24 protein-coding genes are annotated in these 23,195 nt (G+C 58.4%); 9 read left to right on the top strand and 15 right to left on the bottom strand.

Annotation, left to right across the window (positions count from 1 at the left end):
* Window positions 1-34 precede the first annotated feature (34 nt).
* The 7 genes from HU754_RS21120 to HU754_RS21090 all read right to left on the bottom strand — a co-directional run bounded on the left by HU754_RS21120 (window position 35) and on the right by HU754_RS21090 (window position 8,412).
* Window positions 35-3,679 carry a transporter substrate-binding domain-containing protein gene (locus HU754_RS21120; protein ID WP_186620617.1) on the bottom strand — a complete coding sequence of 1,215 codons (3,645 nt, stop codon included), beginning with the start codon at window positions 3,677-3,679 and terminating at the stop codon, window positions 35-37.
* Window positions 3,680-3,687: 8 nt separating this feature from the next.
* Window positions 3,688-4,314, bottom strand: coding sequence for a response regulator transcription factor (locus HU754_RS21115; protein WP_007908640.1), 627 nt, complete (start codon window positions 4,312-4,314; stop codon window positions 3,688-3,690).
* 367 nt (window positions 4,315-4,681) lie between these two features.
* On the bottom strand, window positions 4,682-6,010 hold the full coding sequence (locus HU754_RS21110; RefSeq protein ID WP_093435126.1) for a deoxyguanosinetriphosphate triphosphohydrolase: 1,329 nt from the start codon (window positions 6,008-6,010) through the stop codon (window positions 4,682-4,684).
* 76 nt (window positions 6,011-6,086) lie between these two features.
* Window positions 6,087-7,250, bottom strand: a complete 1,164-nt coding sequence (locus HU754_RS21105) for an EAL domain-containing protein (RefSeq protein ID WP_093435124.1) — start codon at window positions 7,248-7,250, stop codon at window positions 6,087-6,089.
* 123 nt (window positions 7,251-7,373) lie between these two features.
* On the bottom strand, window positions 7,374-7,712 hold the full coding sequence (locus HU754_RS21100; RefSeq protein WP_093435122.1) for a hypothetical protein: 339 nt from the start codon (window positions 7,710-7,712) through the stop codon (window positions 7,374-7,376).
* Complete coding sequence (locus HU754_RS21095) at window positions 7,709-8,095, bottom strand: phage holin family protein (protein WP_007908652.1); 387 nt, start codon at window positions 8,093-8,095, stop codon at window positions 7,709-7,711. The genes HU754_RS21100 and HU754_RS21095 overlap by 4 nt, the downstream gene beginning before the upstream one ends.
* Window positions 8,096-8,097: 2 nt before the next feature.
* A complete protein-coding gene (locus HU754_RS21090) occupies window positions 8,098-8,412 on the bottom strand; it encodes an ElaB/YgaM/YqjD family protein (RefSeq protein ID WP_007908653.1) in 315 nt (104 codons plus the stop codon).
* Window positions 8,413-8,717: 305 nt separating this feature from the next.
* Between HU754_RS21090 and HU754_RS21085 the strand changes: the two genes are divergently transcribed.
* Window positions 8,718-9,926, top strand: a complete 1,209-nt coding sequence (locus tag HU754_RS21085) for an ammonium transporter (protein WP_095048442.1) — start codon at window positions 8,718-8,720, stop codon at window positions 9,924-9,926.
* Here the strand turns inward: HU754_RS21085 and HU754_RS21080 are convergent.
* A complete protein-coding gene (locus HU754_RS21080) occupies window positions 9,923-11,635 on the bottom strand; it encodes a cation:proton antiporter (protein ID WP_186620619.1) in 1,713 nt (570 codons plus the stop codon). The genes HU754_RS21085 and HU754_RS21080 overlap by 4 nt on opposite strands.
* A 207-nt stretch (window positions 11,636-11,842) precedes the next feature.
* On the opposite strand from HU754_RS21080, the gene HU754_RS21075 reads away from it, so the two are divergent.
* The 3 genes from HU754_RS21075 to HU754_RS21065 all read left to right on the top strand — a co-directional run bounded on the left by HU754_RS21075 (window position 11,843) and on the right by HU754_RS21065 (window position 13,470).
* The gene (locus HU754_RS21075; protein WP_099756840.1) at window positions 11,843-12,079 is read left to right on the top strand and encodes a glutaredoxin family protein; all 237 of its coding nucleotides are present in this window, start codon (window positions 11,843-11,845) and stop codon (window positions 12,077-12,079) included.
* Between the two features lie 112 nt (window positions 12,080-12,191).
* Window positions 12,192-12,509 (top strand): transcriptional regulator, encoded by a 318-nt coding sequence (locus tag HU754_RS21070; protein ID WP_093435111.1) that lies wholly within the window; start codon window positions 12,192-12,194, stop codon window positions 12,507-12,509.
* 70 nt (window positions 12,510-12,579) lie between these two features.
* Window positions 12,580-13,470 (top strand): pseudouridine synthase, encoded by an 891-nt coding sequence (locus tag HU754_RS21065; RefSeq protein ID WP_093435109.1) that lies wholly within the window; start codon window positions 12,580-12,582, stop codon window positions 13,468-13,470.
* Between the two features lie 80 nt (window positions 13,471-13,550).
* Here HU754_RS21065 and HU754_RS21060 read toward each other — a convergent pair whose 3' ends face one another.
* Together HU754_RS21060 and mobA are read right to left on the bottom strand one after the other, a co-directional pair.
* On the bottom strand, window positions 13,551-13,772 hold the full coding sequence (locus HU754_RS21060) for a YgdI/YgdR family lipoprotein (RefSeq protein ID WP_007908660.1): 222 nt from the start codon (window positions 13,770-13,772) through the stop codon (window positions 13,551-13,553).
* Between the two features lie 78 nt (window positions 13,773-13,850).
* Window positions 13,851-14,453, bottom strand: a complete 603-nt coding sequence (gene mobA, locus HU754_RS21055) for a molybdenum cofactor guanylyltransferase MobA (protein ID WP_186620621.1) — start codon at window positions 14,451-14,453, stop codon at window positions 13,851-13,853.
* Window positions 14,454-14,534: 81 nt separating this feature from the next.
* Between mobA and moaB the strand changes: the two genes are divergently transcribed.
* Window positions 14,535-15,074, top strand: coding sequence for a molybdenum cofactor biosynthesis protein B (moaB, locus tag HU754_RS21050; protein WP_093435105.1), 540 nt, complete (start codon window positions 14,535-14,537; stop codon window positions 15,072-15,074).
* A complete protein-coding gene (locus HU754_RS21045; protein ID WP_186620622.1) occupies window positions 15,058-16,284 on the top strand; it encodes a molybdopterin molybdotransferase MoeA in 1,227 nt (408 codons plus the stop codon). The genes moaB and HU754_RS21045 overlap by 17 nt, the downstream gene beginning before the upstream one ends.
* Before the next feature lie 61 nt (window positions 16,285-16,345).
* On the opposite strand, the gene HU754_RS21040 is transcribed toward HU754_RS21045, so the two are convergent.
* On the bottom strand, window positions 16,346-16,654 hold the full coding sequence (locus HU754_RS21040; protein ID WP_175559630.1) for a hypothetical protein: 309 nt from the start codon (window positions 16,652-16,654) through the stop codon (window positions 16,346-16,348).
* Between the two features lie 313 nt (window positions 16,655-16,967).
* Between HU754_RS21040 and yegS the strand changes: the two genes are divergently transcribed.
* Window positions 16,968-17,885, top strand: a complete 918-nt coding sequence (gene yegS, locus HU754_RS21035; protein ID WP_099756837.1) for a lipid kinase YegS — start codon at window positions 16,968-16,970, stop codon at window positions 17,883-17,885.
* Here yegS and HU754_RS21030 read toward each other — a convergent pair.
* The 3 genes from HU754_RS21030 to HU754_RS21020 form a co-directional block, all read right to left on the bottom strand.
* Window positions 17,869-18,528, bottom strand: coding sequence for a response regulator (locus tag HU754_RS21030; RefSeq protein ID WP_093435094.1), 660 nt, complete (start codon window positions 18,526-18,528; stop codon window positions 17,869-17,871). The two genes, yegS and HU754_RS21030, sit on opposite strands and share 17 nt — an antisense overlap.
* The gene (locus tag HU754_RS21025; protein ID WP_186620689.1) at window positions 18,525-19,418 is read right to left on the bottom strand and encodes a sensor histidine kinase; all 894 of its coding nucleotides are present in this window, start codon (window positions 19,416-19,418) and stop codon (window positions 18,525-18,527) included. The genes HU754_RS21030 and HU754_RS21025 overlap by 4 nt, the downstream gene beginning before the upstream one ends.
* 486 nt (window positions 19,419-19,904) lie before the next feature.
* Window positions 19,905-20,372 carry a hypothetical protein gene (locus HU754_RS21020; RefSeq protein WP_093435088.1) on the bottom strand — a complete coding sequence of 156 codons (468 nt, stop codon included), beginning with the start codon at window positions 20,370-20,372 and terminating at the stop codon, window positions 19,905-19,907.
* A gap of 454 nt (window positions 20,373-20,826) precedes the next feature.
* Between HU754_RS21020 and HU754_RS21015 the strand changes: the two genes are divergently transcribed.
* Both HU754_RS21015 and HU754_RS21010 read left to right on the top strand, forming a co-directional pair.
* Window positions 20,827-21,762: a chemotaxis protein CheV gene (locus tag HU754_RS21015; protein WP_064391361.1), complete on the top strand. Its 936-nt coding sequence runs from the start codon at window positions 20,827-20,829 to the stop codon at window positions 21,760-21,762.
* A gap of 167 nt (window positions 21,763-21,929) precedes the next feature.
* The gene (locus HU754_RS21010; protein WP_093435085.1) at window positions 21,930-22,736 is read left to right on the top strand and encodes an MOSC domain-containing protein; all 807 of its coding nucleotides are present in this window, start codon (window positions 21,930-21,932) and stop codon (window positions 22,734-22,736) included.
* A gap of 71 nt (window positions 22,737-22,807) precedes the next feature.
* Here HU754_RS21010 and ppnP read toward each other — a convergent pair whose 3' ends face one another.
* On the bottom strand, window positions 22,808-23,092 hold the full coding sequence (gene ppnP / locus HU754_RS21005; protein ID WP_003226701.1) for a pyrimidine/purine nucleoside phosphorylase: 285 nt from the start codon (window positions 23,090-23,092) through the stop codon (window positions 22,808-22,810).
* Window positions 23,093-23,195: the final 103 nt, after the last annotated feature.

The raw sequence follows: 23,195 nt of genomic DNA, 5'->3' as shown, positions 1-23,195 counted from the left end.
TGATGGTTAACTCACTGCTCAGCGCCAAGCATAGTTAAGGCAAGCTCATTGTGCTTCGATCCGACACCGCCAATTGTTGCTGTAATGCCTGCTCCAGTTCGAGCATGGCGCGGTTGCTCGCCTCGCAACGGCGAGCGACTTCGTCTGTCGCCATGGCCTCGGCGCAGGCCTGCTCAAGGGCATCGCAACACTCGATCACGCGCGATGCCTGCGCGATACGTGCCGCACCCTTGATTTTGTGAGCGACCACCGCCAGCGCTCTGCGATCCTGTTCCGGCGACAGCGCGAGCAGTTCCTCTCGGTCGAGACGGCTGCTTTTGAGCAACTCCGTCAGCAGACGGCGAGCCTGGGCCGGATTGCCACCGGTCAGCATGTTCAGGTTCTGCAGGTTGAAAGCCGGCGGCGCTGATGTCGGTGTGATGCCATCGACCCACTGGCTGAGCAGGCTCAGGCTCAGGGGTTTGAACAGGCAGTCGTTCATGCCGGCCTGCTTGCAGCGCTGGATTTCTTCGGGCTGCGCATTGGCCGTGAAACCCAGCACGGTGCATGGCGGACAGCGCGCCTGCAGTTCCTGCTGACGAATGGCGCGGGTCAGATCATAGCCATTCATCAACGGCATGTTGCAGTCGACAATCACCAGATCGAAGTGACCGGTCTTCCACAGTTCCAGGCCGCTGCAACCGTTCTCGGCAATGCTGAAGTGATGGCCGAGAAACTCCAGTTGTTGACACATCAGCAGGCGATTGGCGGGATGGTCGTCCACCACCAACACGCGTAAGGGGGTCTGCGATGCCTTGATTGGGGATTCACTTTTGACCGTGCTCAGTTGTATCGGCAGCGTTTCCAGTGCCAGCGAGACGCAGACCTGGGTGCCGATGCCAGGCTGGCTGCTCAATTGCAATTTCCCGCCCATCATTTCGCACAGGTTGCGGCTGATCACCAGCCCCAGGCCGGCACCACCTCTGCCTTGCTGGCTGCTGTTTTCCGCTTGGGCAAACGGTTCGAACAAGCGCTGCTGATCCTCGGCACTGATACCGACGCCGCTGTCCTGTACGGTCAGCTGCATCAGGGCGCGGGCAGGTACATCGGTGTTCATGAGGTCGAGGGTGATCCGCACATGCCCCTGCTCAGTGAATTTGATCGCATTGCTGACCAGATTCGACAGCACCTGCTTGAAACGCAGTGGGTCCAGATGCACATCGACGGCCAGATCCGGTGGGTTGAAGATGACTTGCAGGGAGAGGTTTTTCTGCCGGGCGAGACCGTCGAAGATCCTGGCGACTGACGTCACCGTATCGACCAGATTGACCCGTTCCGGGCAAAGACTCAGACGCCCGGATTCGATCCGTGCGATGTCGAGAATGTCGCCGATCAAACCCAGCAAGTCCTTGGCCGAGTGGTACGCGGTGTCGATGGATGAGCGATCCGGATGCTGCGGATCCATGCGTTTGAGCGTCAGTTCGAGCATGCCGATCACCGCGTTCATCGGCGTGCGGATCTCGTGGCTCATGGTCGCCAGAAAGGTGCTTTTCGCCCGGTTGGCCTCATCCGCCCGTTCTTTGGCCGTACGCAACTCGTCGAACAACTGGCGGCGCTCGCTGATGTCGATCCAGCCGCCAATGATGCCTTTCACCTCACCGCTGGAGTCGCGGTACGGCAGTATCCAGTGATAGATCGTCAGACGCCGGTTGCCGATGTGCAGGGGCCGGTCGACGACCATCGGCGTGCCTTCGGCGATGACACGCTGGTAATCGGCCTGAAAGGCCTGGGCCTCGAAGGCATTGCTCAGGGAGCCATCGATGACGTTTTTGCCGATGACATCCTCGCGGCGGGCATTGAATGCTTCGAGATAGCTCTCATTGCAACTTTGCAAGCGGCCCTGGCGGTCGCGCACGTAAATTGGATGCGGTGTGCCGTCGACCAGCGAACGCATGAATTCGAACTGGTCGTTCAGCGCTCGTTCGGCAGCCTGGCGTTTTTTGATCTGGTGGCGCATGTAAGCGTTCCAGACCAACAGCAACAGCAGTAACAGGAAAGCGCCGATGATCACTTGATAGAACAGGCGTTGGTAGTTGTGCCAGATGTTCTGCGAGACAGTCGAGTAACCGCGCCAGCGTCCATTGATCACCCCCAGTTCGTCGGGGGCGATGCTCAACAACGCCTTGTTGATGATCGATGTCAGTTCCGTGTTGTCCCGCGCGGTCGCCAGTGAAAACGCCGCCTGGCCCGTGCCGATCGTGGTGGTGATCTGCAGCGCCTGATTGAAGATTCGTGAAGAAATGAAGTAGTTGGCAATCACCAGCGAGTTCACCGCACCGTCGACATGGCCTTCAGCGAGCTGGGACACCGCGCTGAACGTATCTGCCGTTTCGATCAACTGGATGCGCGGATATTCCCGACGCAGGTACTCGACCATCGGATTGCCTTGGGCAATCGCCAGTCGCTTGCCTTTGAGCTTGCCCAGATTGGTCGGACCATCCGCGCTTTTGCGGGTCAGCAGAACGTAGGAGTTTTCCAGATAGGGACGACTGAAATTGAGGGTTTTCTCGCGCTCCGCCGTCGGCAGTAATGCGGCGATCAGATCGGCTTGATGACGGTCGATCTGCTGGATCATTTCCGCGTCGTTGCGGCTGCGACGGATCTCGAAACGCAGGCCGGTGCGCAGGCGGATCAGCTCGAGCAGGTCGGCACTGATGCCGCGAAAATTACCGTCGTTGTCAAAGAATGTCAGCGGCGCGAACGCTTCATTGACCACCACACTGACGACCGGATGTTGTTTGAGCCACGCTTCTTCGCGCTGGGTCAGTTGCAGTTTCCGGTCGGTGAGCAGCAGATCACTGCCAGCGCTCCAGCGCTTGGCAATATTGTCACGCTCACTGGCCGGCACAGCTTTTAGTACTGCATCGATGATCGCCAGCAGTTGTGGGTTGTTGCGGCGCACGGCGAAGCTGAATCCCTGGGCTTCCTGCTTGCCGAAATTCGCCATGCGCACGTTGTTCAGATAACCCTTGTTGATCATGTAGTGAGTTGAAAGCGTGTCGCCGAGAAACACATCGGCCTGATCGAACGCCACGGCGTTGATTGCATTCTGGTAGGAGGGGTAGCAGGTGATGAGCGCTTTGGGGTACAGCGCCTTGACTTCGGGCAACGGCAGATAGTGATAGACCATGCTCAATCGCAGCCCGGCCAGGCCTTCGGTGAGTGAGCGGGTTTCGTCCTCGCGGGTAACCAGCACCGGCATGTCAACGGCGTAGGGTATCGACAGCGCCAGGTTGGCATTGCCTGCTTCGAAACCGTTCGCGGTACCGAGCAGGTCGATCCGGCCATCGACCAGTGCGCTAATCGCCGCGTCCCGAGAGGGAAAGCGCTGCACCCGGATCGGTAGACCGGTGGCCTGGCCGAGGAGCCCGGCGTAATCGGCCGTCAGACCTTCGTAATCCTTGCCACTGGTCGTCATGTCAAAAGGCGGGTAGTCGGGCGCGGAGGTGCCCACGACCAGTTCGTTACGTGTCAGCAGCCACTGCCGTTGGGAGTGTTCGAGCGTGACCGGCACTGGCTCGTCCGCCGACCGGCTGAGCAAGGCGTAGTCAGGTGAGGTGCCGGGCATGGCGAACACATTGGTGCTCAGGTAAAAACCTGCGCTCAACGCAATTAAATAGTCCTTTAAACGGCTAGGCATGCGGGCTCTCACACGAGTGCGTTTCGTTTGGCCATCTCGATAAGTTCTACAAGGGATTTGGCCTTGAGTTTTTGCATCAGACGTTTTTTGTAGGTGCTGACGGTTTTATTACTCAGAAACATGCCCTTGGCTATTTCCTTGTTAGTGCGACCCTGGGCGAAAAGTTGTAAGACCATCAACTCGCGATCATTAACGGATTTGAATAATTCAAGTTCGGCAAAACGGATGTCGTCGCTGCGCACCGGATTCAATGCCTGGCTGGGGAAATAGTTGTAACCGGACAGTACCGCTTTGATCGCACTGACCAGTTCACTCAAGTCTTCCTGTTTACAGACATAACCCGATGCGCCGGATTGCATGCAGCGAATGCCGAACAGCGTCGGACACTGTGCCGTCAGGATCAGGATCTTTAACGGGGAACCCATGGCATTGAAGCGAGCCAGTACTTCGAGGCCATCCAGCTTGGGGATGCTCACATCGAGAATGACCAGATCGGGCATGCACTCGCGCACCATTTGCATGGCATCGACTCCGTTATCGGTTTCACCGACGACCTTGTAACCTTCATGCTCCAGCAGCATTCGAACGGCGAGACGGATGACCGGGTGATCGTCGACAATAAAAACGGAGTTCATAATCAAATCCCATGCAAGCACGAATAAAGCGCGCACCTTAGCTCAGTTGAATGAGCACTCGCATGAAGTGACATGGCTTCAGTCACGATATCGGATTAATCCTACAATTAATGAAGAAACGGACTACAACCAAACTAGGTTTGACGTAAGGAAGTGCTGGATTTGAATGGGCTTATAGTTTGACTTGAATGATTTGCAAGTACTGGCCGTAAATGGCTTTTTAAAGATGTTTAAAGTTGCTGATTCGTCGGCGCAATAATTGCCGCTATTTCAGCCATATCAGACGCCAGTCGACACTTGTGGGTCGATAATCACAGGCTGTGTGGATACGGGCGGCCATCGTTATGGCCGCCCGTAGGCGAGCGGGTCAGTGACTGGAGCGCCCGGTCATTTCCAGCGCCATGTCGCTGGCGTAGCTGTCGGTCATGCCGGCGATGAAATCGATCATGCGCAGAAACGACGTGTGTAACGATCCCTGCGGATCCGGTGCGTTACTGCCCAGCAGATCGAGAATGCGCCGGCTTTTGAATGACGGTGTACGACCGTTGTGTTGTTCCAGCGCCGCGCCGCAGAACGAGTTGAGCAGAATCTCGAGCGTGGTATAGGCGCCGATTTCATGCAGGGTTTTGCGTTTGTCCTGAAAGATTTTCTTGCGGGCGATGTCCTTGGCATTCAGCACGCAACGCTTGGCCGGGCCGTGCATGTGCTCGACCAGATCGCCGTGCAGCGTGCCGGCGAGGAGGGCGTCCTGTTGCTCGACAAAGGCCCGTGCGGCGGCGTTGGTCAAATGCTCGATGGCCTTGCCACGCAGGATCGCCAGTTTGCGTCGGCGCGAATCCTGCGGGCCGAGCTGGCGATAGGTTTCCGGCAGATCATCACCCACCAGCCCGAGCAGCAGCGATTCGACTTCGGCGTACTCCAGCAGCTCCATTTCGAGACCGTCTTCGAGATCAATCAGCGCGTAGCAGATGTCGTCGGCGGCTTCCATCAGGTACACCAGCGGATGACGCGCCCAGCGCTGGTCTTCGATTTGCGGCAGGCCCAGTTTGTGGGCGATCTGCTCGAGCAGCGGCAACTCGCTCTGATAGCAGCCGAATTTGTGTTTCTTGTAGCCCAGGGAGTCGGCGTGGCGCGCGGTCCACGGGTACTTCAGGTAAGTGCCGAGGGTGGCGTAGGTCAGTCGGGTGCCGCCGTCGAACTGGTGATACTCCAGCTGAGTCAGGACCCGGAAACCCTGGGCATTGCCTTCGAAATTGAGGAAGTCGGCGCGTTCGGCTTCGCTCATGCCGTCGAGCCAGCCGCGTCCGGCGGCCTGCTGGAACCAGTGGCGGATGGCGTCTTCACCGGAATGACCAAACGGCGGATTGCCAATGTCGTGGGCCAGACACGCCGATTGCACCACCATGCCGAGATCGGCCGGGTCGCACCATTCGGGCAAGGCATTGCGCAGGGTTTCCCCCACCCGCATGCCCAGCGAACGGCCGACGCAACTGACTTCCAGCGAGTGGGTCAGGCGCGTGTGAATATGATCGTTGCTGGTGACCGGGTGGACCTGGGTCTTGCGCCCGAGACGGCGGAAGGCGCCGGAGAAGATGATGCGGTCATGGTCTTTGTGGAAAGGGCTGCGGCCAAGTTCTTGCGGGCTGTGCAGCGGCTTGCCGAGGCGTTCGCGGTTGAGCAGGGTGTGCCAATCCAAGGCTGATTCTCTCCGTCAGGTGACTGGGGGCGTTGGCCCCTAGCTTCCCGGTTCACGTCCGCCCCTGCAAGCGGAACTACAGTCCGGCGGCGTCAATGTCGATCAGCAGCAAACGTTCACCGTTGTCGAAAAACTGCCCGGCTGTCAGGCAGTACTGATTGCTGGTGGCATCGCGGTAGGTATTGGAGAGCGTCAAGCGCCGCTCCTCCCAACCTTCGGCGAGCAAATGATAGAAGTACGGGCGCCACGACCAGTTGTGCCCCAGATAGCGATTGTCGGCGACCCAGCCATGCTGCCGCCATTCCAGATTGGGCGTCAGTTGCGTGCCGTGGCGATCGCATTGATAAAACCGCAGCAGCCAGGGGAAGGCGTCCAGTTGTGGCAAAGCGCTCAAAGGGGCATGGGCCTGAGCCCAGGCTTGCAGGATCGACATCAGTTCAGCGAGTTGCTGGCGCATTTGCATCAGTCGTCCGCGCTCCACGAGTTTCTGCCGGACATAGCGCTGGCGCAGCTCGGCGAAGCGTTGGACGAACGCGTCACTGGGGAAAAACGCCTCCTGTGCCCGTGCGAACAGGAATCCCTGCACATAGCGCGATCCGCATTCCAGGGCGAAATTCAACTGCGCTTCGGTCTCGACGCCTTCGGCGATGATCCAGCAGCCGGTCTTCTCGGCCATCTGCGCGAGGGCCTTGACCACGTCGCTGCTCGGCCCGCCCAGTGCCGCGGCCTGGAACAGGCGCATATCGAGTTTGAGAATGTCCGGTTGCAACGCCAGCACCCGATCCAGTTGCGAGTAGCCGGCGCCAAAGTCATCGATAGCAATCCTCGCTCCGGCCTCGCGATAGCGTGCGACGACTTCGGCCAGACGTTGACCATTGCCACCCAGTTCGGTGATCTCGAAGACGATGCGTTGCGGATCGATACCGTAGCGCGCCAATTGTTTGAGGCTGGGCAGGGCTTGATCGGCGCGCAGGCGACTGATCCAGCGTGGCGACATGTTCAGGCTGAGAAACCAGTCTGCCGGCGCTTCATGCAAGCGGCTCAAGGCGTTATCGCGGATCTGCCGGTCGAGACGGCGCAGGGCAATGGCGGGCGTGCGCGGGTCGGCGAATAGAGGCCCAACCGAGTTCAGTTGACCGTCGGCCTGGCGCAGGCGCCCCAGCGCTTCGACGCCGGCAATGCGTCCGGTGGCGGTATCGATGAAAGGCTGAAAGCAGGCGAGCGGTTGCCCGTCGATCACGGGGCCTCCTTAGTGGTTCTTGTTCTGGTGAACCCCGCCGACCGGGTAGGCGCGCGGGATTGAACCTCCGGATAAAGAGGTTCATCCCGCCGACAGTGCAAGAATGTAGCCAGATGTATCTGTTTAGCGTTTCGCCGAGCTCTGCATCACCAGTTTGATCAGCGGCCCGAGGCTGGTGCCGAGCCGGATCAAGCGGGTCAGGCCACCGACACCGCCGCTTTTCGCGCCTTTGCCAGTGATGAATCCCAATAGCGTAACGGCGGCCACGCCCCACAAAGGCGCGTGTTTGATGCCGAAACCACCTTGCAGGTTTTGCGACATGCCGCGCATGCGCTGCAGAGGCTGCAACACTTGCCCGGCTTCATGGCGGATTTCCTGACGATGCATTTCCATGCGCAGGCGGATCAACGCCTTGCGCATTTCCCGACGCGAGCTGTTGTGTGGCAGTTCAGGCAGGCTCATGGCAGCAGGCGCTCCCGGTCGTTGGCCAGCTCTTCGAGCGTGCCGTGGAAAGGCGAAGACTCATCGAAGATCGCAGCCTTGAGGCGCAGCGCGCAGAAGATCGAGGCCAGGGTATAGAACACGCACAGGCCAATGATCGCAGCAAGGCGATAAGTGTCCCAGAACACAATCATCACCAGTGTCGATAAGCCCACCAGTAATAACAGGGCAAAGACCAACGCCAGGCCTGCGAACAGCAACAGGCTGACGGTACGTGATTTCTGCTCCTGCAATTCAATGCCGAACAATTCGACATGGCTGTGCAGCAGACCGAGAACGGCGGCGCCCAGGCGTCGCGTTGAAGAGGCGGTGCCCGCAGTCGGGCCGGATTCACCGATCGACATAATCAGCGCCGGGTAGCCAACAGGCCGATCAGGAAGCCGACACCGGCGGCAATACCGACGGACTGCCAAGGGTTGGCCGAGACGTAATCTTCGGTGGCAGTGACCGCCGCCTGACCGCGATCACGCAAGGTTTCTTCGGTCAGTTTCAAGGTTTCGCGGGCGCGCAGCAGGCTGTCGTGAATCTGCTCGCGCAGCTCATCGGCCTGATCGCCGGCCAGGGTGGCGGTGTGCTCGAGCAAGCGCTCGGTGTCGGCGACCAAAGTCTGGAAGTCGTTCATCAGGATTTCTTGAGCGGTCTTTGCCTTGATGCTGGCCATGGGTGGATCTCCGTAAGTGACGTCTGAAGCGTTCGAGTATGAGCCTTGCGCGAAGGTTCAGTACAAATGACTGGTACAACTTTTGCTGTGTCGTGGTGCGTTCCCCGGCGGTTGTGCGCTGTTGCCGGGCGTGCGCCTCGAGAAACCTTATCCCAAACAAGCCCGGTTCGTGTCAGGACATCGATCTCGTGCGCCAAAGCGGTTCGTCGGACCTTCGGATCTGTGACTGCGTGGTCGCAACTTGGTGCATGAAATGTGCGCATGAACCGCTTTGGTGCCTTTTTCGCCTTTAGGTCTGCCTGCTTATGGAAAATCTGCAAAGCGCTGTGGACACCCTGGTTCACAGTTCCAATACCTTGTTCATTCTGATCGGTGCGGTGATGGTGCTGGCGATGCATGCCGGTTTCGCCTTTCTGGAAGTCGGCACGGTGCGCCAGAAAAACCAGGTCAATGCACTGTCGAAAATTCTCAGTGATTTCGCCGTCTCGACCCTGGCCTATTTCTTTATAGGCTATTGGATTTCCTATGGCGTGACCTTTATGCAGCCGGCGGCGGTGCTGAGTGCCGATCACGGTTATGGACTGGTGAAGTTTTTCTTCCTGCTGACTTTTGCCGCAGCGATCCCGGCGATCATTTCCGGCGGCATCGCCGAGCGCGCGCGTTTCGTGCCGCAGTTGTGCGCCACGGCCTTGATTGTCGCGTTCATCTACCCCTTTTTCGAGGGCATGATCTGGAACGGCAACTACGGTTTGCAAGCGTGGCTGACGGCGCAGTTTGGTGCCGCTTTTCATGACTTTGCCGGTTCCGTGGTGGTGCACGCCATGGGCGGTTGGCTGGCGCTGGCGGCGGTATTGCTGCTGGGGCCGCGTAATGGCCGTTATCGCGACGGTCGTCTGGTGGCGTTCGCACCGTCGAGCATTCCCTTTCTGGCGTTGGGTTCGTGGATTCTGATTGTCGGCTGGTTCGGCTTCAACGTGATGAGTGCGCAGACGCTGCAAGGCGTCAGTGGCCTGGTGGCGGTCAATTCGTTGATGGCGATGGTCGGCGGCACCATGGCGGCGCTGCTTGTCGGACGTAATGACCCAGGCTTCCTGCATAACGGTCCATTGGCCGGTCTGGTGGCGATCTGTGCCGGGTCCGATCTGATGCATCCGGTCGGCGCGCTGGTGACTGGCGCGATCGCCGGTGCACTGTTTGTCTGGTGCTTTACCGCCGCCCAGGTGAAATGGCGCATCGACGATGTCTTGGGTGTGTGGCCATTGCACGGGTTGTGCGGCGTGTGGGGCGGGATTGCCTGCGGGATTTTCGGCCAGACTGCGCTCGGCGGTATTGGCGGCGTCAGCTTGATCAGCCAGTTGATCGGCACCGCGCTGGGTGTTGCGGTGGCGCTGATCGGTGGCTTCGCTGTGTACGGCGTGATCAAGGCGCTGCACGGGCTGCGCCTGAGTCAGGAACAAGAGTATTACGGCGCCGACCTGTCGCTGCACAAGATCGGCGCGGTAAGTCAGGATTAAGTCTCGGCATCGTCGCTACCGGGATAAAAACCGTGAAGCAGGCGATACCGGTCGATGCGCACCTGATCGACTTTTTCCTGCACCTGATGCGCCGGCAAGCCGAGCATGATCAAGGCGTGGGAGGCGAGCATCAGGCTCGACTCCAACAGTTCCGGCACCACTTCGGTGGCGCCGGCGGCTTTCAGTTCGGCCCACTGGCTGTCGTCGCGGGTACGCACCAGTATCGGTACGTGGGCGTTGAGCCGACGTGCTTCCTTGAGGATACGCAGGGCAATGTCGCTCTGATCCACAGCAACCACCAACAGTCTGGCGCGTAGCAGGCCCACGGCGATCAGCAGGTCGCCGCGCGACGAGTCGCCGTAATGCACGTCGCTTTCTCCACTGGCGGCTTCCTGTACCCGCACCGGGTCATTGTCCAGCGCAATAAAAGGCTGCTTGGCGTTGCGCATGAAACGACCGATGGATTGGCCGACGCGGCCGTAGCCGCAAATCACCACATGCTGGTTGAGGTCGGCGTTGAGGGCGCTGATCTCTTCGATTTGCGCCTCCTGATTGGGTTTGCGATGCAGCACTGCTGCGATGCGTGGCGCTGCGCGCAGCAACAGGGGCGTCAACAACATCGAGCAGAACGTCGCTGCGAGCAGCAGGTCGCTCAGTGCTTCGGGCATCATGCTGTGTTGCTGCATCTGTGCCATTAGGGCGAAGCAGAACTCGCCCCCCTGGGCCAGCGCCAGACCGCTGCGCCATGCTGTTTCGCTGTCACTGCCGCGCCATTTCACCAGCAAGGCCACGACGATACCCTTGATCACCATCAAACCGACGGTGAGCCCGAGGATCAGCAGGCTGTGACTGACGAACAGTTGCAGGTCGATGAGCATGCCGATGCTGACGAAAAACACCCCGAGCAGAATGTCGCGGAACGGCCGGATATCCGCCTCGATCTGGTGTCGATAGTGGCTTTCGCCGAGCAACATGCCGGCCAGAAATGCACCAAGGGCAGGGGACAGCCCCAGCAGGTGTGTCAGCCAGGCGGTCAACAGCACAATCACCAGCGCCAGCAGCACGAACAATTCTGCCGAGCGTGACGCGGCCACTTCATGAAACAGCCTCGGCAGTAACCAGCGACTGGCCAGCAGCAGACCGACGAACAACACCACGGTTTTTGCCAGGGTCAGTGGCAACGCCCAGTACCAGGCTTGTTCGCTGCTGCCGGCAAACACCGGCACCAACGTCAGCAGCAATACCGCGACCACGTCCTGAAACAGCAGAACGCCAACGGCATTCTGGCCGTGACTGCTGAACACCTCGCCGAGGCTGCCCAGCTCTTTGGTCACAATCGCCGTTGATGACAGCGAAAGCCCGGCGCCGAGCAACAGCGCCGGAGTCATCGGCATGCCCAACAGCATCAGCAGCAAACCGAGCAGCGCGGTGCTGATCAGCACCTGCTGGCTACCGAGACGAAACACCACCTGGCGCAGGGCGATCATCTTCGACAGGGAGAACTCCAGGCCCAGTGAAAACAACAGAAACACCACGCCCAACTCGGCTACGTCAGGCAAGTGTTCGCTTTCGTTGACCCAGTCGAAGGCACTCGGCCCGACCAGCAGTCCGACGCACAGGTAACCCAGAACCGGTGGCAACCGCAGGCGACGGAACAGGGCAATGACCACGAGGGACGAGGCGAGGATGATCAACAGATTGGCAAACACTGGACACTCCGATGGCAGATCAGGCTTTTCAAGCGTAGAGGCAAAAAGACCGGGAGGATCGCGCAAATGATTTTTCTGTGGACTGATTTGCGTCAGGGTTTTGCCTGTGACCCTTTGTTGAGGGGCTGGAGCCTTTGGGCGGCGCTGGCTCGACGGGTTTTCAGGTGCGGCCTAGAATAGGCCCACTCATTTTTTGGTTGAGCAATCATGCCTCCTGAATGTCAGCTGTTCGGCACCCTTGGATGCCATTTGTGTGAAGTCGCCGAGGCCGAGTTGATGCCTCTTGTCGAGCATGGTTTGTTGGTTGAACTGGTCGATATTGCTGAGGATGAGGCTTGGTATGCGGCTTACAGCCTGCGAATTCCGGTACTGCGTCGTGTCGACACCGGGGCTGAGCTGGACTGGCCATTCAGCGCTGATGAGGTCGTCGCGTTTCTGGGTTAATCCGCATTTTCTGGTTTATCCCGTCGGTCGCTACTGCCATGCATTCCTTGGCATTTTGCGGTTTCATCGGTTACTGTATGTTCATACAGTAAATGCGTCAGAGGGATGAACCGTGGTCAATGTCGAACAGTTGAAAAACAGCGTGAACCGGATGTCGGTTGACGTGGTGCGCGAGGCCGTTCTCGAATTGCGCCTGGACGGGCTGGTCACGGAAGGCAAGACGCCGTTCAACAAGCTGCATTTCAACACTTGCTTTGCCGAAATCGAGGCCTTGTTTCAGCGTGCCGGTTACCACAAGCAACTGGATGTGGTCGGTTATCAGGGGCTGCTCTACGCCTTGTACGATCCGGGCCGCTGGGAGGCAGTTGATGTATTGCGCTGGCTCAAGGAATTCACCGACGCTGCCGCGCTGAAAACAATTCCGGCCTGAACATTCTGCGCTAGGTTCGTTTCCCTCAGTGCTGGATAATGCCGCCCTGCATTGAGGGTCCGATTTTCGTATGTCCACATCTACATTTTCCGCTGCTCAGAATCAGGCGAGCACACTTTATCTGCCGCCCGGTAAATGGCTGACCGTACTCGATTGCCTGTGCGAGCATTTCAGCGCGATTGACCGTGAGCAATGGCTGGACCGCATCGCTCGGGGGCGCGTGCTGGACGGCCATGGCCAGCCGATCCCGGTGGACTTGCCTTACAAGGAAGGTTTGCGGATTCATTATTTTCGCGAAGTGCCGGACGAGAAGCCGATCCCGGTAGTCGAGTCGATTCTGTATGCAGACGAACATCTGGTGGTGGCTGACAAACCGCATTTTCTGCCGGTGACGCCCGCCGGCGAATACGTTGAGCAAACCCTGTTGCGCAGGCTGATTCATCGCCTGGACAATCCTCACTTGGTGCCGCTGCACCGCATCGACCGGCATACGGCGGGACTGGTGATTTTCTCGGCCAATCCGCAAACCCGATCGGCTTATCAGTCGCTGTTCCCCACGCGGCAGATCGACAAGCGTTATGAGGCCATCGCTCCGGCACTGCCCGATCTGAATTTCCCCTTGGTGCACAAAAGCCGTCTGGTCGATGGCGAACCGTTTTTCCGCATGCAGGAAGGCGTGGGTGCCAGCAATACCGAAACGGCGGTGGAGGTTCGGGAAAAGCATGGCGATCTGTGGCGTTATGGATTGTTTCCGGTGACCGGCAAGAAACATCAACTGCGCGTCCACATGACTGCGCTGGGGGCGAGCATCTGCAACGATCCGTTTTATCCGCAGGTGTTGAAAGACGTCGAGGACGATTACGCCAATCCGCTGAAGCTGCTGGCGCAAGGCTTGCGGTTTATCGACCCGGTGACCGGTGAGGAGCGCGAATTCGAGAGCCGGATCACCTTGCAGTGGTGATATCGACTTCACTTTTCGAGCGCCCATGAAAAAGCCCGCAATCAATGCGGGCTTTTCTGTATCCGGTGTCGATCCAGAGCTTACAGCTCTTTAACGGTACGAACCTGATCCTTGTTGATGCGGGTTTCTTTGCCGTCCAGTTGTTTGAACTCGTAGAAGCCCGAATCGTCATCGTATTTCGGGGTGTCGACGGCCTGGATTTCGCGACCGTCATTCAAGGTGATCACTGTAGGCGACGAGCAACCGGCGAGGGTGGCAAGGCCCAGTGCGAGCATGAAAGTGGCGAGGGTCCGTTGAGTCATGGGTGTGTCTCCGAATGGGAATTCTTTTGGTTACTGAGCTTGAGACGTATACAAGGCGTGAGAGTTCCTTGAATGGTGTCAGTCTGACACAGTGTTATGGGAATTTAACAGTTCGGGGGTGTTCAGGTTGGCCAGCCGCGGGTCGTTGTCAGGGCACTCCAGGGCAGTGGCGCCTAGACTGCGCATGACCCGGCCGGGGCTGCGTTCACCTCCATTCCAGGCATCTTCGAAGGCCGTTAGAAGGGCCACCGGAATCACACACAGCAAGGGCTCCCAATGCGCGTCATGGCGCAACATTAAAGGTTTTTCAGGATGCTGATTGGCAGTCTCGCGCATGCTTTGCAGCAGCGCGGCGTCAATTCGCGGAACGTCGCACGGCAAAACCAGCAGGTGGCTATGGCGCGCCGCTTTCAGACCGGCACGAATACCCGCCAATGGCCCCGGAAAATCGCCCTCGTCATCGACCACCAATTGATCGGCAAACGGTGCGTAACGCTCGCGGTTGCGGTTGCAGGAGATGATCAGGTCGTCAGTCAGCCCGCGTACCCTACGCTGCAAATGTGCAATCAACGGTTCGCCCAGCCACTCGACCAGGCCTTTGTCCTGACCGCCCATGCGTTGGCCGCGCCCGCCTGCCAGGAGCAGAATGGAGCAGGGGGGCAATTGCGAATCGCGGGTCATGGCAGCTCTCCAGAGGGGCGGCGAAAAAATAGGGCGCTGTGATATAACACCGGGCTGTTTCTCCTACAACTGGACGAGCCTATGAAAGCCAAGGCTGATGTACCTTTCGTGCCGCTCAATATTGCGGTGCTGACAGTCAGTGACACCCGAACTCTGGAAACCGATACCTCAGGCCAGGTCTTCGTCGATCGCTTGACGGCGGCGGGCCACCGTTTGGCGGAGCGGGTTTTGCTCAAAGATGACCTCTACAAAATTCGCGCGCAAGTCGCCACCTGGATTGCCGACGATGTCGTGCAGGTCGTGCTGATCACCGGCGGTACCGGATTTACCGGTCGCGACAGCACGCCGGAAGCGGTTGCCTGCCTGCTGGATAAACAGGTCGACGGGTTTGGGGAGTTGTTCCGGCAGATTTCGGTAGCCGATATCGGTACCTCGACAGTTCAGTCCCGCGCGCTGGCCGGTCTGGCCAACGGCACGCTGGTGTGCTGTTTGCCAGGTTCGACCAATGCCGTACGCACCGGTTGGGATGGCATCCTGGGCGAGCAGTTGGACGCGCGTCATCGTCCGTGCAACTTCGTGACTCATTTGAAGCAGGCAGCGCCTTGTGAATCCCGTGGGTAAGCCGGGCAAGACCGGAGCGCTGATGCCGGTCGAGCTGGCGCTTGAGCGCCTGCTCGACATGGCCGAGGCCTCGCCGATTGTCGAGCATGAGTATTTGCCGCTGGCTCAGGTTCAGGGGCGTGTGCTGAGCGAAGACCTGATTTCGACGCTGGATCTGCCACCCTGGCCAAACAGCGCCATGGACGGTTATGCGCTGAATCTGGCCGACTGGACGAGCGAACCGATGCCGGTCAGTCAGAAGGTGTTTGCCGGGCAATCCCCCGAACCGCTGAAGCCGGGCACCTGTGCACGGATCTTCACCGGGGCGCCGGTGCCCGCGGGCGCTGATTGCGTGGAAATGCAGGAAAACGCTGAGGTTCAAACCGATGAAAGGGTGCGTTTCCTTGAACCGATGAAGGCCGGGCAGAACATTCGCCCGCAAGGTCAGGAAACCACAGTTGGTGAACTGATCCTGCCCGCCGGAACTCGGCTGGGTCCGATAGAGCAGGGATTAGCCGCATCGTTGGGCTGCGCCGGGTTGAAGGTCGTGCGCAAGGTTCGTGTCGCGGTGATTTCCACTGGCGATGAATTGGTCGAGCCGGGCCAGGCCCTGGGGCCGGGACAGATATACAACAGCAATCGAGTGTTGCTGTGCAGTTGGCTGCAACGACTGGGTTGTGAAGTGATCGATGCCGGTATTCTTCCGGACGATCTGGCCACAACCCGTGCGCGTCTGGGTGAGTTGCAGGATGTTGACCTGATTCTTTCCACCGGTGGCGTGTCGGTGGGTGAGGCGGATTTTTTGGGTATCGCATTGCGTGAAGAGGGCGAGCTTGCCCTTTGGAAGCTGGCGATCAAGCCCGGAAAACCGCTAACTTTTGGCCATTTCCGCAACGTGCCGGTCATTGGCTTGCCAGGCAATCCGGCGTCGACACTGGTGACCTTTGCGCTGCTCACTCGGCCTTATCTGTTACGCCGTCAGGGCGTTCGGGTCGTGGAGCCGCTGAAGTTTACCGTGCCAGCGGGGTTTGACTGGCCGGTGGCAGGCAATCGGCGTGAGTACCTGCGAGGCCGCCTTGAGCAAGGACGGGCGACTGTCTACCGCAACCAGAGCTCAGGTGTACTGCGTAGCGCCGCGTGGGCAGATGGATTGGTCGAGGTGCTGGAAGGTCGCACGCTGAGCGCCGGAGACGAAGTGGTCTTCATCCCGCTGAGTGACTTGCTCGACTGATCGCTATCTCGTAAATGCAGGCGTCGGCTGACTCAGGCGGCGCCTGCAATGACTGATTCAATTAATTGCTGATCAATGTCACAAGCTGATCGAATCGGCTATTGGCCACCCAGCCCAGCAAACCCAGCACTACCGCTGTTGCACCCGCCGAGTACGCAAGCCGGTGTTTGATCGTTCGGACATCACCGCGAATTTCGTCCATGTCCCGTCGAAGGTATTTGAGATGGGTTTCCAGCTCGGTAACACGGGGTTCCATATCAACTTCTCCAGTGGTTCTGGCGCTGTTTTTGAAATCGGACTTGTGATTCGCGCGACTTTCGACAATCGGTCCAACCGGGCTCATGGGTATTCTCGCTTCATGACCAGGCATGGAAGCATCCACCGATTGTTTCAACTGTTTGCTTGCAACCTTTTCCAGCTCTCGAACCGGCAAGAGCCCATGGGGTGTATCCACTCATTACATGCACGTCCTTGTGTGTTGGATTGAAAAATCGATACCGCCAACACACGGTGACCCAATGCTCGAACCGGGTCAATTAAGCCGATTCCGCATGTTTTGTAAGAAAAAATACCGTCGTGTAGGACGTCGAGGCTCGGAGCGCTGAATTAATTACGGGTTTGACGGCTTTTTTGCGTGCGCCAGTGGTCAAGATGTCTTAACTGATCGATTTGGGAGTGATGTTATGAGTGAACGCCGGGCGCTGTTGATTCTGCATGGCAAGCAGGCACTCAACGAGGCGGTACGCACCGCCGTCGAGGACAAGCGCAAGCAAGGCTGGGAGCTGGCCGTGCGTCTGACCTGGGAGGCAGGGGACGCACAGCGCTGGGTAGAACAAGCCTTGGCCGACGGCTACACGAAAATCATTGCCGGGGGCGGCGATGGCACCTTGCGCGATATCGCCGAAGCGCTCGCCGCGCATCCTGGCAAAGCCAGCCTCGTACTCCTGCCTTTGGGCACTGCCAACGATTTTTCCCGTGCCGCCGGCGTACCACTGGAGCCTGCCGAAGCCCTTGAGCTGCTCGATGTGCCACCGCGCGCCATCGATCTGGGTGAAGTGGGCGGGCAGATTTTTCTCAACATGGCCACCGGTGGTTTCGGCAGCCAGGTCACGGCCAATACCTCCGAGGACCTGAAAAAAGTACTTGGCGGTGCTGCTTATCTGTTCACTGGCTTGTCACGATTCAGCGAGCTGCATGCCGCTTACGGCGAACTTCAGGGGCCGGATTTTCACTGGCGTGGCGAGCTGTTGGCACTGGGTATCGGCAATGGCCGACAGGCCGGCGGTGGACACGTGTTGTGCCCGGAGGCGCTGGCCGATGATGGCTTGCTGGATATCAGCATTCTGCCGGCGCCCCAGGAGTTGGTGGGCACCTTGAAGACGCTGCTCAGCGATGGTTTCGGGATCGACAACATGTTTGTTCGCACCCGTTTGCCATGGGTCGAAATCAAGGTGGCCGAGGGGCTGTGCATCAATCTTGATGGCGAACCGCTCGAAGGTGACAGCATGCGATTCGAGGCGCGTCCGGCGGCGTTGCGCGTGCATTTGCCGGAACATTCTCCTTTGTTGAGCAGCGCCGGGCTGATCAGTCGTCCAGGCTGATGATCTGCTCACGCACGGCGAACAGCACCAGACCCGCCACGTCGTAGATTTGCAGTCGCTTCATGATTTGTGAACGGTGGGTCTCGACAGTCTTGATGCTCAGGCCCAGGCCATTGGCGATTTCCCGGGTGGATTTTCCGCGCACGATCAAGCGCAGGATTTCCAGTTGGCGCGCGGTCAGATTGTGCGAGTCGGCTGCCTCCGGCTGCTGCTTCTGATTACGGGTCAGGGCCTGATTGATGACGGTATGGGCGATGGCCGGGCTCAGGTAGCGCTCGTTGTTGCGCAAGGCTTCCAGTGCATGCTCAAGCTCTGTCGCTGTGGTGTCCTTGAGCAGGTAGCCGTGGGCGCCGGATTCCAGCGCCTGCATGATCAGCGCCGGATCGGTGTGCATCGACAGGATCAGCACCTTGCTCTGCGGGCGCACCCGCTTGAGCCGTTGCAGGGCTTCCAGGCCACCGGTTTCTTTCATGGAGATATCCAGCAATACGATATCCGGATTCAGTTGCTCGACCATTTCGAGCAGCTGCGAACCGTCATTGGCCTCGCCAATCACCGCGTAACCGGGAATATCCAGTACCAGAGCGCGCACGCCGGCCCTGATCAGCGAGTGGTCATCCACCAGAAGTAAGTTGCAAGTCAACGCATAACCTTATTCGTACTGGCCCGCTCGAGTGCGCGTGGCGCCCACGGGAAGAGTGCTTCGATTTGAGTGCCTTTGCCCGGTTCGCTGATGACGTTCAGGGTGCCACCCAGTTGCTCGATTCGTTCGGCCATCCCGGCCATGCCTCGTTGTCCTTCACGACCGGGGTTGGTCGCCGGGGCGAATCCCAGGCCGTCATCGCTGATCAGCAACGTCAGACCTTTGGGCAGACGTTGCACGCGTATCACCAGATTTTTTGCCTGTGCGTGACGCAGGATATTGGTAACAGCCTCTTGGGTAATACGAAAGGCGGCGACTGCCATTTCTTCCGGAATGCCATTGAGCCGCTGCTGGCAATCGAGGCTCCAGTGCACGTTAGTGTTGGCCAATGTCTTGAGCAGGTGCGCACGCAGGCTGGCTTCAAGTCCCAGGCTGGTCAACTGGCGCGGGTTGAGAATGGCTGAAACGTCGCGCACCTTGTTGAGGGTTTCTTCCAGGGTGTCGCACAGCGCGGTGCATTGTTCCTGCAAGTCGTCGGGCATGCGCCGCTTGAGCCATTCGCTTTGCAGTTTGGCGGCCGTCAGCAGTTGGCCGATATCGTCGTGCAGTTCGCGGCTGAGGCGATGGCGCTCGTTTTCCTGGACTTCCAGCAAGCGGTCAGCGAGTTCCTGCGGCTGAAACTTGATCGATTTGCGTGACAGTCGATATTGCACCCAGACGCACGCAGTAGCAGCGATATCGAGCAGCAGCAATCCCAGGCAAAGTGGTGTTGAAAGAGCGTAGGTCAGCAAACTGCCGAGCGTGGCCGCGACACACAGTATGAGTGTGAACCGGCGAGCATTTTCGCGGGAGGGTGGCCATGTAGTGATTGACTTGAGGCTGGCGTACATAACGGATGGAGCCAATGGATGTTCGCTGCGGGCAGACCGGCCGGAGGCTGACGGGTCTCTGTCTGAAAATGCTGTCGATTATATTATTGATTTCAACGCGGTTCAGTAAGCGTATTGGCCGCCAACTATCAGTGGATAGCGATCTCTGAAGTCACTGTGCCACTAATTTGAAAGCAACTAATGGGCGGCATAATACCACTTAAGATACCGTTGGTCGCGTTTGCTATATATGTCCATTGAGTCAGGAAATACGTGATATTGGACGCAAGTTCCATAATGGAAAAGTCGATTTGTTGTGTTCGATCGATGTCAGTGTTGCCTGAAGTTGTGCTTGTTTGCACACAGGTAAACCCTGAGGCCGGCAAAAAATATCGGCGTCGGCTTTCAGTGATTATTTAGTTCGACTTGTCGCTGGCAGGTATGAACTATTCAATTGCGACATTCAACGCTTGTGTTCCAAGTGCTTGCGCGGGTACCGAGTGCGGGTCAGGCTTGTCCCGAGTAGGGCAGTTGGGGCAAACGTTTGCCCGTCCGGGGCGGTTGATGGCGGCTTTGGTTGACCTGAAAGGCGAATGCTTCGAGCAACGAAGCCTGCTCACTTTCATCCAGACTCAGTTGCCCTGTCTGCTGATCGACCAGTTCAAGCTGCCAGGCCATCAATGTGAAGCAATCCTGCAAGGCTTGCAGGGCCTGTTCGTGAAGGTCGACGTGATCCTGATTGAGGTTGAGCAGACTGTAAATGTGCAGGGAAAACTCGGAAATTGCCTCCAGCGCGAGGGCTTCAGCCCTGCGTGCGAGTTTCAGCAGAGTACCGAGCATGCACTCGATGGCGTCCTTGTCATTGCTGATCAATTGCAGATGGCTGAGGCATTCTTCGGACTTGGCCAGGAGTTGCTCGGCCTCGACAAGGAATTCGGGGAAGCGTTGTACCCACTCTTTGCGGTCCATTGGCATGCTTATCTCCACAACGTCATGTCTGATGAGGGAATGCCGTGTGTGGCGACGATCGTGAATCGTCGGGAGATCGCGCCCAGACGTGCAAGTGCACAGACTGAGAGGTTCCAGAGGGCTTGTTTCCACTGAACTGCGATCGCACACAATAGCCTGACTCCGTTCATGCAATGAGAATGGCGTCACATTAATGGCTATTGGATATTGCGAATATCAGGTTGGGCCTGATTGTTACTAGGGGAATCCCTTAGGCGCGGGAACCTACCGTGCAAACCGAGGTCGCGCCGCAGAGAATGTAGCAGATGAAAATCACCGGGCCAGTAAAGCATGATGTTAATGTGACATCAATGCCTGTTCATGGCATTTTTGATGGGGTCGGGTATGGCAATCAAGAACTGCGATTTGCCGCCGATAACCTCACATAGTGAATTCATCAGAACAAGCCCAGGAGTCATTGATGGCCGGCATTCTCGACACGGTAGACCAACGCACGCAACTGGTGGGTGAGAATCGCCTGGAAATTCTCATGTTTCGACTGGCCGGGCGGCAGTTGTTCGCAATCAACGTGTTCAAGGTTCAGGAAGTGCTGCAACTGCCGAAGCTGACCTTGATGCCGCAGCGTCATCCGTTTGTGTGCGGAGTGGTCAATCTGCGCGGTCAGACCTTGCCGGTCATTGACCTGTCTCAGGCGATCGGTATGCGTCCGTTGGTGCCGGGGCCCAACAGCACGATCATCGTCACCGAATACAACCGCTCGGTGCAGGCCTTCCTGGTGGGCGGTGTGGACCGTATCGTCAACATGAACTGGGAAGCCATTCTGCCGCCGCCGACCAGCGCCGGGCGTCAGCACTATCTGACCGCGATCAGCAAGGTCGACGATCAACTGGTGGAAATCATCGACGTCGAGAAAGTCCTCGCCGAAATCGTCCCGTACAACGCCAAGGTCTCGCGTGAAAAACTCGATGATCCGGTGCTCGAGCGCGCCCGTGGCCGTGAAGTGCTGCTGGTCGACGACTCCAACGTCGCGCTTTCGCAATTGCGCGACACCCTCGGCCAGCTCGGGGTAAAAATGCACATTGCCAGCGATGGCCTGAAGGCGCTGAACATGCTCAAGGCCTGGGCCGATACCGGCGTGAACATGACCGACAAGCTGCTGATGATCTTTACTGATGCGGAAATGCCGGAGATGGACGGTTATCGCCTGACTACCGAAATTCGTAACGATCCGCGTCTGCGTGGCTTGTACGTGGTGCTGCATACCTCGCTGTCCGGTAGCTTCAACGACTCGATGGTGAAGAAGGTCGGCTGCGACAACTTCCTCTCCAAATTCCAGCCGGACAAACTGGTCGACGTCGTTCGCCAGCGTCTGATGCTCGACGAAGTTCCGGCCTGATCACACACCCATTCCAGTAGTGAGCCTGCTCGCGATAACGGTGTGTCAGCCCCGAATCATTACCTGACACACCGTTATCGCGAGCAGGCTCACTCCTACAGTTATTGCTCTTTGATTCCTGATCAAGCTCGTATAGGGTGGCGTTTTTACCCTCCAGGGAGCTGGCCATGCTGCGTCTGAGCGCGCTTTATCGTTACCCGTTGAAATCCGGCAAAGTCGATGTGCTGCACAGTGTTGATCTCGACAAGCTGGGGCTTGATGGCGATCGACGCTGGATGCTCGTGGACGAGGCCAGCGGGCGCTTTCTGACCCAGCGCGCTGAAGCGAAGATGAGTCAGTTGTCGGCGCTATGGAATGCGCAGGGCGGTCTGACCCTTAGTGCGCCGCAACAGCCTCCCATCGAAATCGCATTGCCGGGCAACAACGCAGAACTGCGCGGCGTGACGATCTGGCGCGATACCTTGCGCGTGCCGGATGCCGGTGATGAGGCGGCCCGTTGGGTCAGCGATTTCATCGGCAAACCGACCCGGCTGGTGCAGGTGCCGCTGGATCGCGCCCGGACCACCCAGGCAGGCTTCGGCAAGGATGACGATCAGGTCGCGTTCGCTGACGGATTTCCGCTGTTGTTGATCGGCGAGGCCTCTTTGCAGGACCTTTCGCAACAGGTCGGACGACCATTGGAAATGCTGCGTTTTCGGCCGAACCTGGTGATCGAAGGCAGTGAGGCTTATGCCGAAGACAGTTGGAAGCGCATTCGCATTGGCGATGTTGAATTCCGCGTGGTCAAGCCGTGTTCGCGTTGTATCCTCACCACCATCGACCCGCAAACCGGTGAGCGCAGTGCCGACCGCGAACCTCTGGCCACCTTGCAGAAATACCGCGCCGAAGCCGATGGTGCGATGTTCGGCCAGAATCTGGTCAACGACAACAATGGCCGACTCGAAGTCGGCATGCCGGTGGAGATTCTCGAGTAATCCGTCTCTGAAACGAAAATGCCCGTGTCCTTGGACACGGGCATTTTTTTATCGCAGTGAAAGCCGTGGGTTTAGCCGCGGTACTCGCACAGGTAAGCGGTGTCGACCGCAACTTTCAGCTGGAACTTGCTGTTGGCCGGGACGTTGAACTGGCTGCCGGCGGCGAAGGTTTCCCAGTCGCTGCTGTCGGGCAGTTTGACGGTCAGTGCGCCGGAAACCACATGCATGATTTCACGCTGAGCGGTGCCGAATTCGTATTCGCCCGGGGCCATGACGCCGATGGTCGCCGGACCTTCAGCGGTGCCAAAGGCGATCGACTTGACGGTGCCGTCGAAGTACTCGTTGACTTTAAACATGGGCGATTCCTCGAAAAGGGTTAGAAATTGGAGGCGGCCAGTATGCACAAGGCTTTTCGCGCCGTCACCTGCCCGGCGTCTGTCCGGTGAGTTCTCGAATTGA

Source organism: Pseudomonas zeae, assembly GCF_014268485.2.
Lineage (GTDB): Bacteria > Pseudomonadota > Gammaproteobacteria > Pseudomonadales > Pseudomonadaceae > Aquipseudomonas > Aquipseudomonas neuropathica.
This window is presented reverse-complemented; position numbering and strand designations above follow the sequence as displayed.

Coding starts and splice junctions, on each gene's coding strand:
- HU754_RS21120 (WP_186620617.1), bottom strand. CDS start 3,679: ATGCCTAGCCGTTTAAAGGACTATTTAATTGCGTTGAGCGCAGGTTTT.
- HU754_RS21060 (WP_007908660.1), bottom strand. CDS start 13,772: ATGACTCAACGGACCCTCGCCACTTTCATGCTCGCACTGGGCCTTGCC.
- moaB (WP_093435105.1), top strand. CDS start 14,535: ATGAAAGCCAAGGCTGATGTACCTTTCGTGCCGCTCAATATTGCGGTG.
- HU754_RS21075 (WP_099756840.1), top strand. CDS start 11,843: ATGCCTCCTGAATGTCAGCTGTTCGGCACCCTTGGATGCCATTTGTGT.
- HU754_RS21100 (WP_093435122.1), bottom strand. CDS start 7,712: ATGAGCCTGCCTGAACTGCCACACAACAGCTCGCGTCGGGAAATGCGC.
- HU754_RS21095 (WP_007908652.1), bottom strand. CDS start 8,095: ATGTCGATCGGTGAATCCGGCCCGACTGCGGGCACCGCCTCTTCAACG.
- HU754_RS21090 (WP_007908653.1), bottom strand. CDS start 8,412: ATGGCCAGCATCAAGGCAAAGACCGCTCAAGAAATCCTGATGAACGAC.
- yegS (WP_099756837.1), top strand. CDS start 16,968: ATGAGTGAACGCCGGGCGCTGTTGATTCTGCATGGCAAGCAGGCACTC.
- HU754_RS21065 (WP_093435109.1), top strand. CDS start 12,580: ATGTCCACATCTACATTTTCCGCTGCTCAGAATCAGGCGAGCACACTT.
- HU754_RS21115 (WP_007908640.1), bottom strand. CDS start 4,314: ATGAACTCCGTTTTTATTGTCGACGATCACCCGGTCATCCGTCTCGCC.
- HU754_RS21085 (WP_095048442.1), top strand. CDS start 8,718: ATGGAAAATCTGCAAAGCGCTGTGGACACCCTGGTTCACAGTTCCAAT.
- HU754_RS21010 (WP_093435085.1), top strand. CDS start 21,930: ATGCTGCGTCTGAGCGCGCTTTATCGTTACCCGTTGAAATCCGGCAAA.
- ppnP (WP_003226701.1), bottom strand. CDS start 23,092: ATGTTTAAAGTCAACGAGTACTTCGACGGCACCGTCAAGTCGATCGCC.
- HU754_RS21015 (WP_064391361.1), top strand. CDS start 20,827: ATGGCCGGCATTCTCGACACGGTAGACCAACGCACGCAACTGGTGGGT.
- HU754_RS21020 (WP_093435088.1), bottom strand. CDS start 20,372: ATGCCAATGGACCGCAAAGAGTGGGTACAACGCTTCCCCGAATTCCTT.
- mobA (WP_186620621.1), bottom strand. CDS start 14,453: ATGACCCGCGATTCGCAATTGCCCCCCTGCTCCATTCTGCTCCTGGCA.
- HU754_RS21025 (WP_186620689.1), bottom strand. CDS start 19,418: ATGTACGCCAGCCTCAAGTCAATCACTACATGGCCACCCTCCCGCGAA.
- HU754_RS21040 (WP_175559630.1), bottom strand. CDS start 16,654: ATGCCTGGTCATGAAGCGAGAATACCCATGAGCCCGGTTGGACCGATT.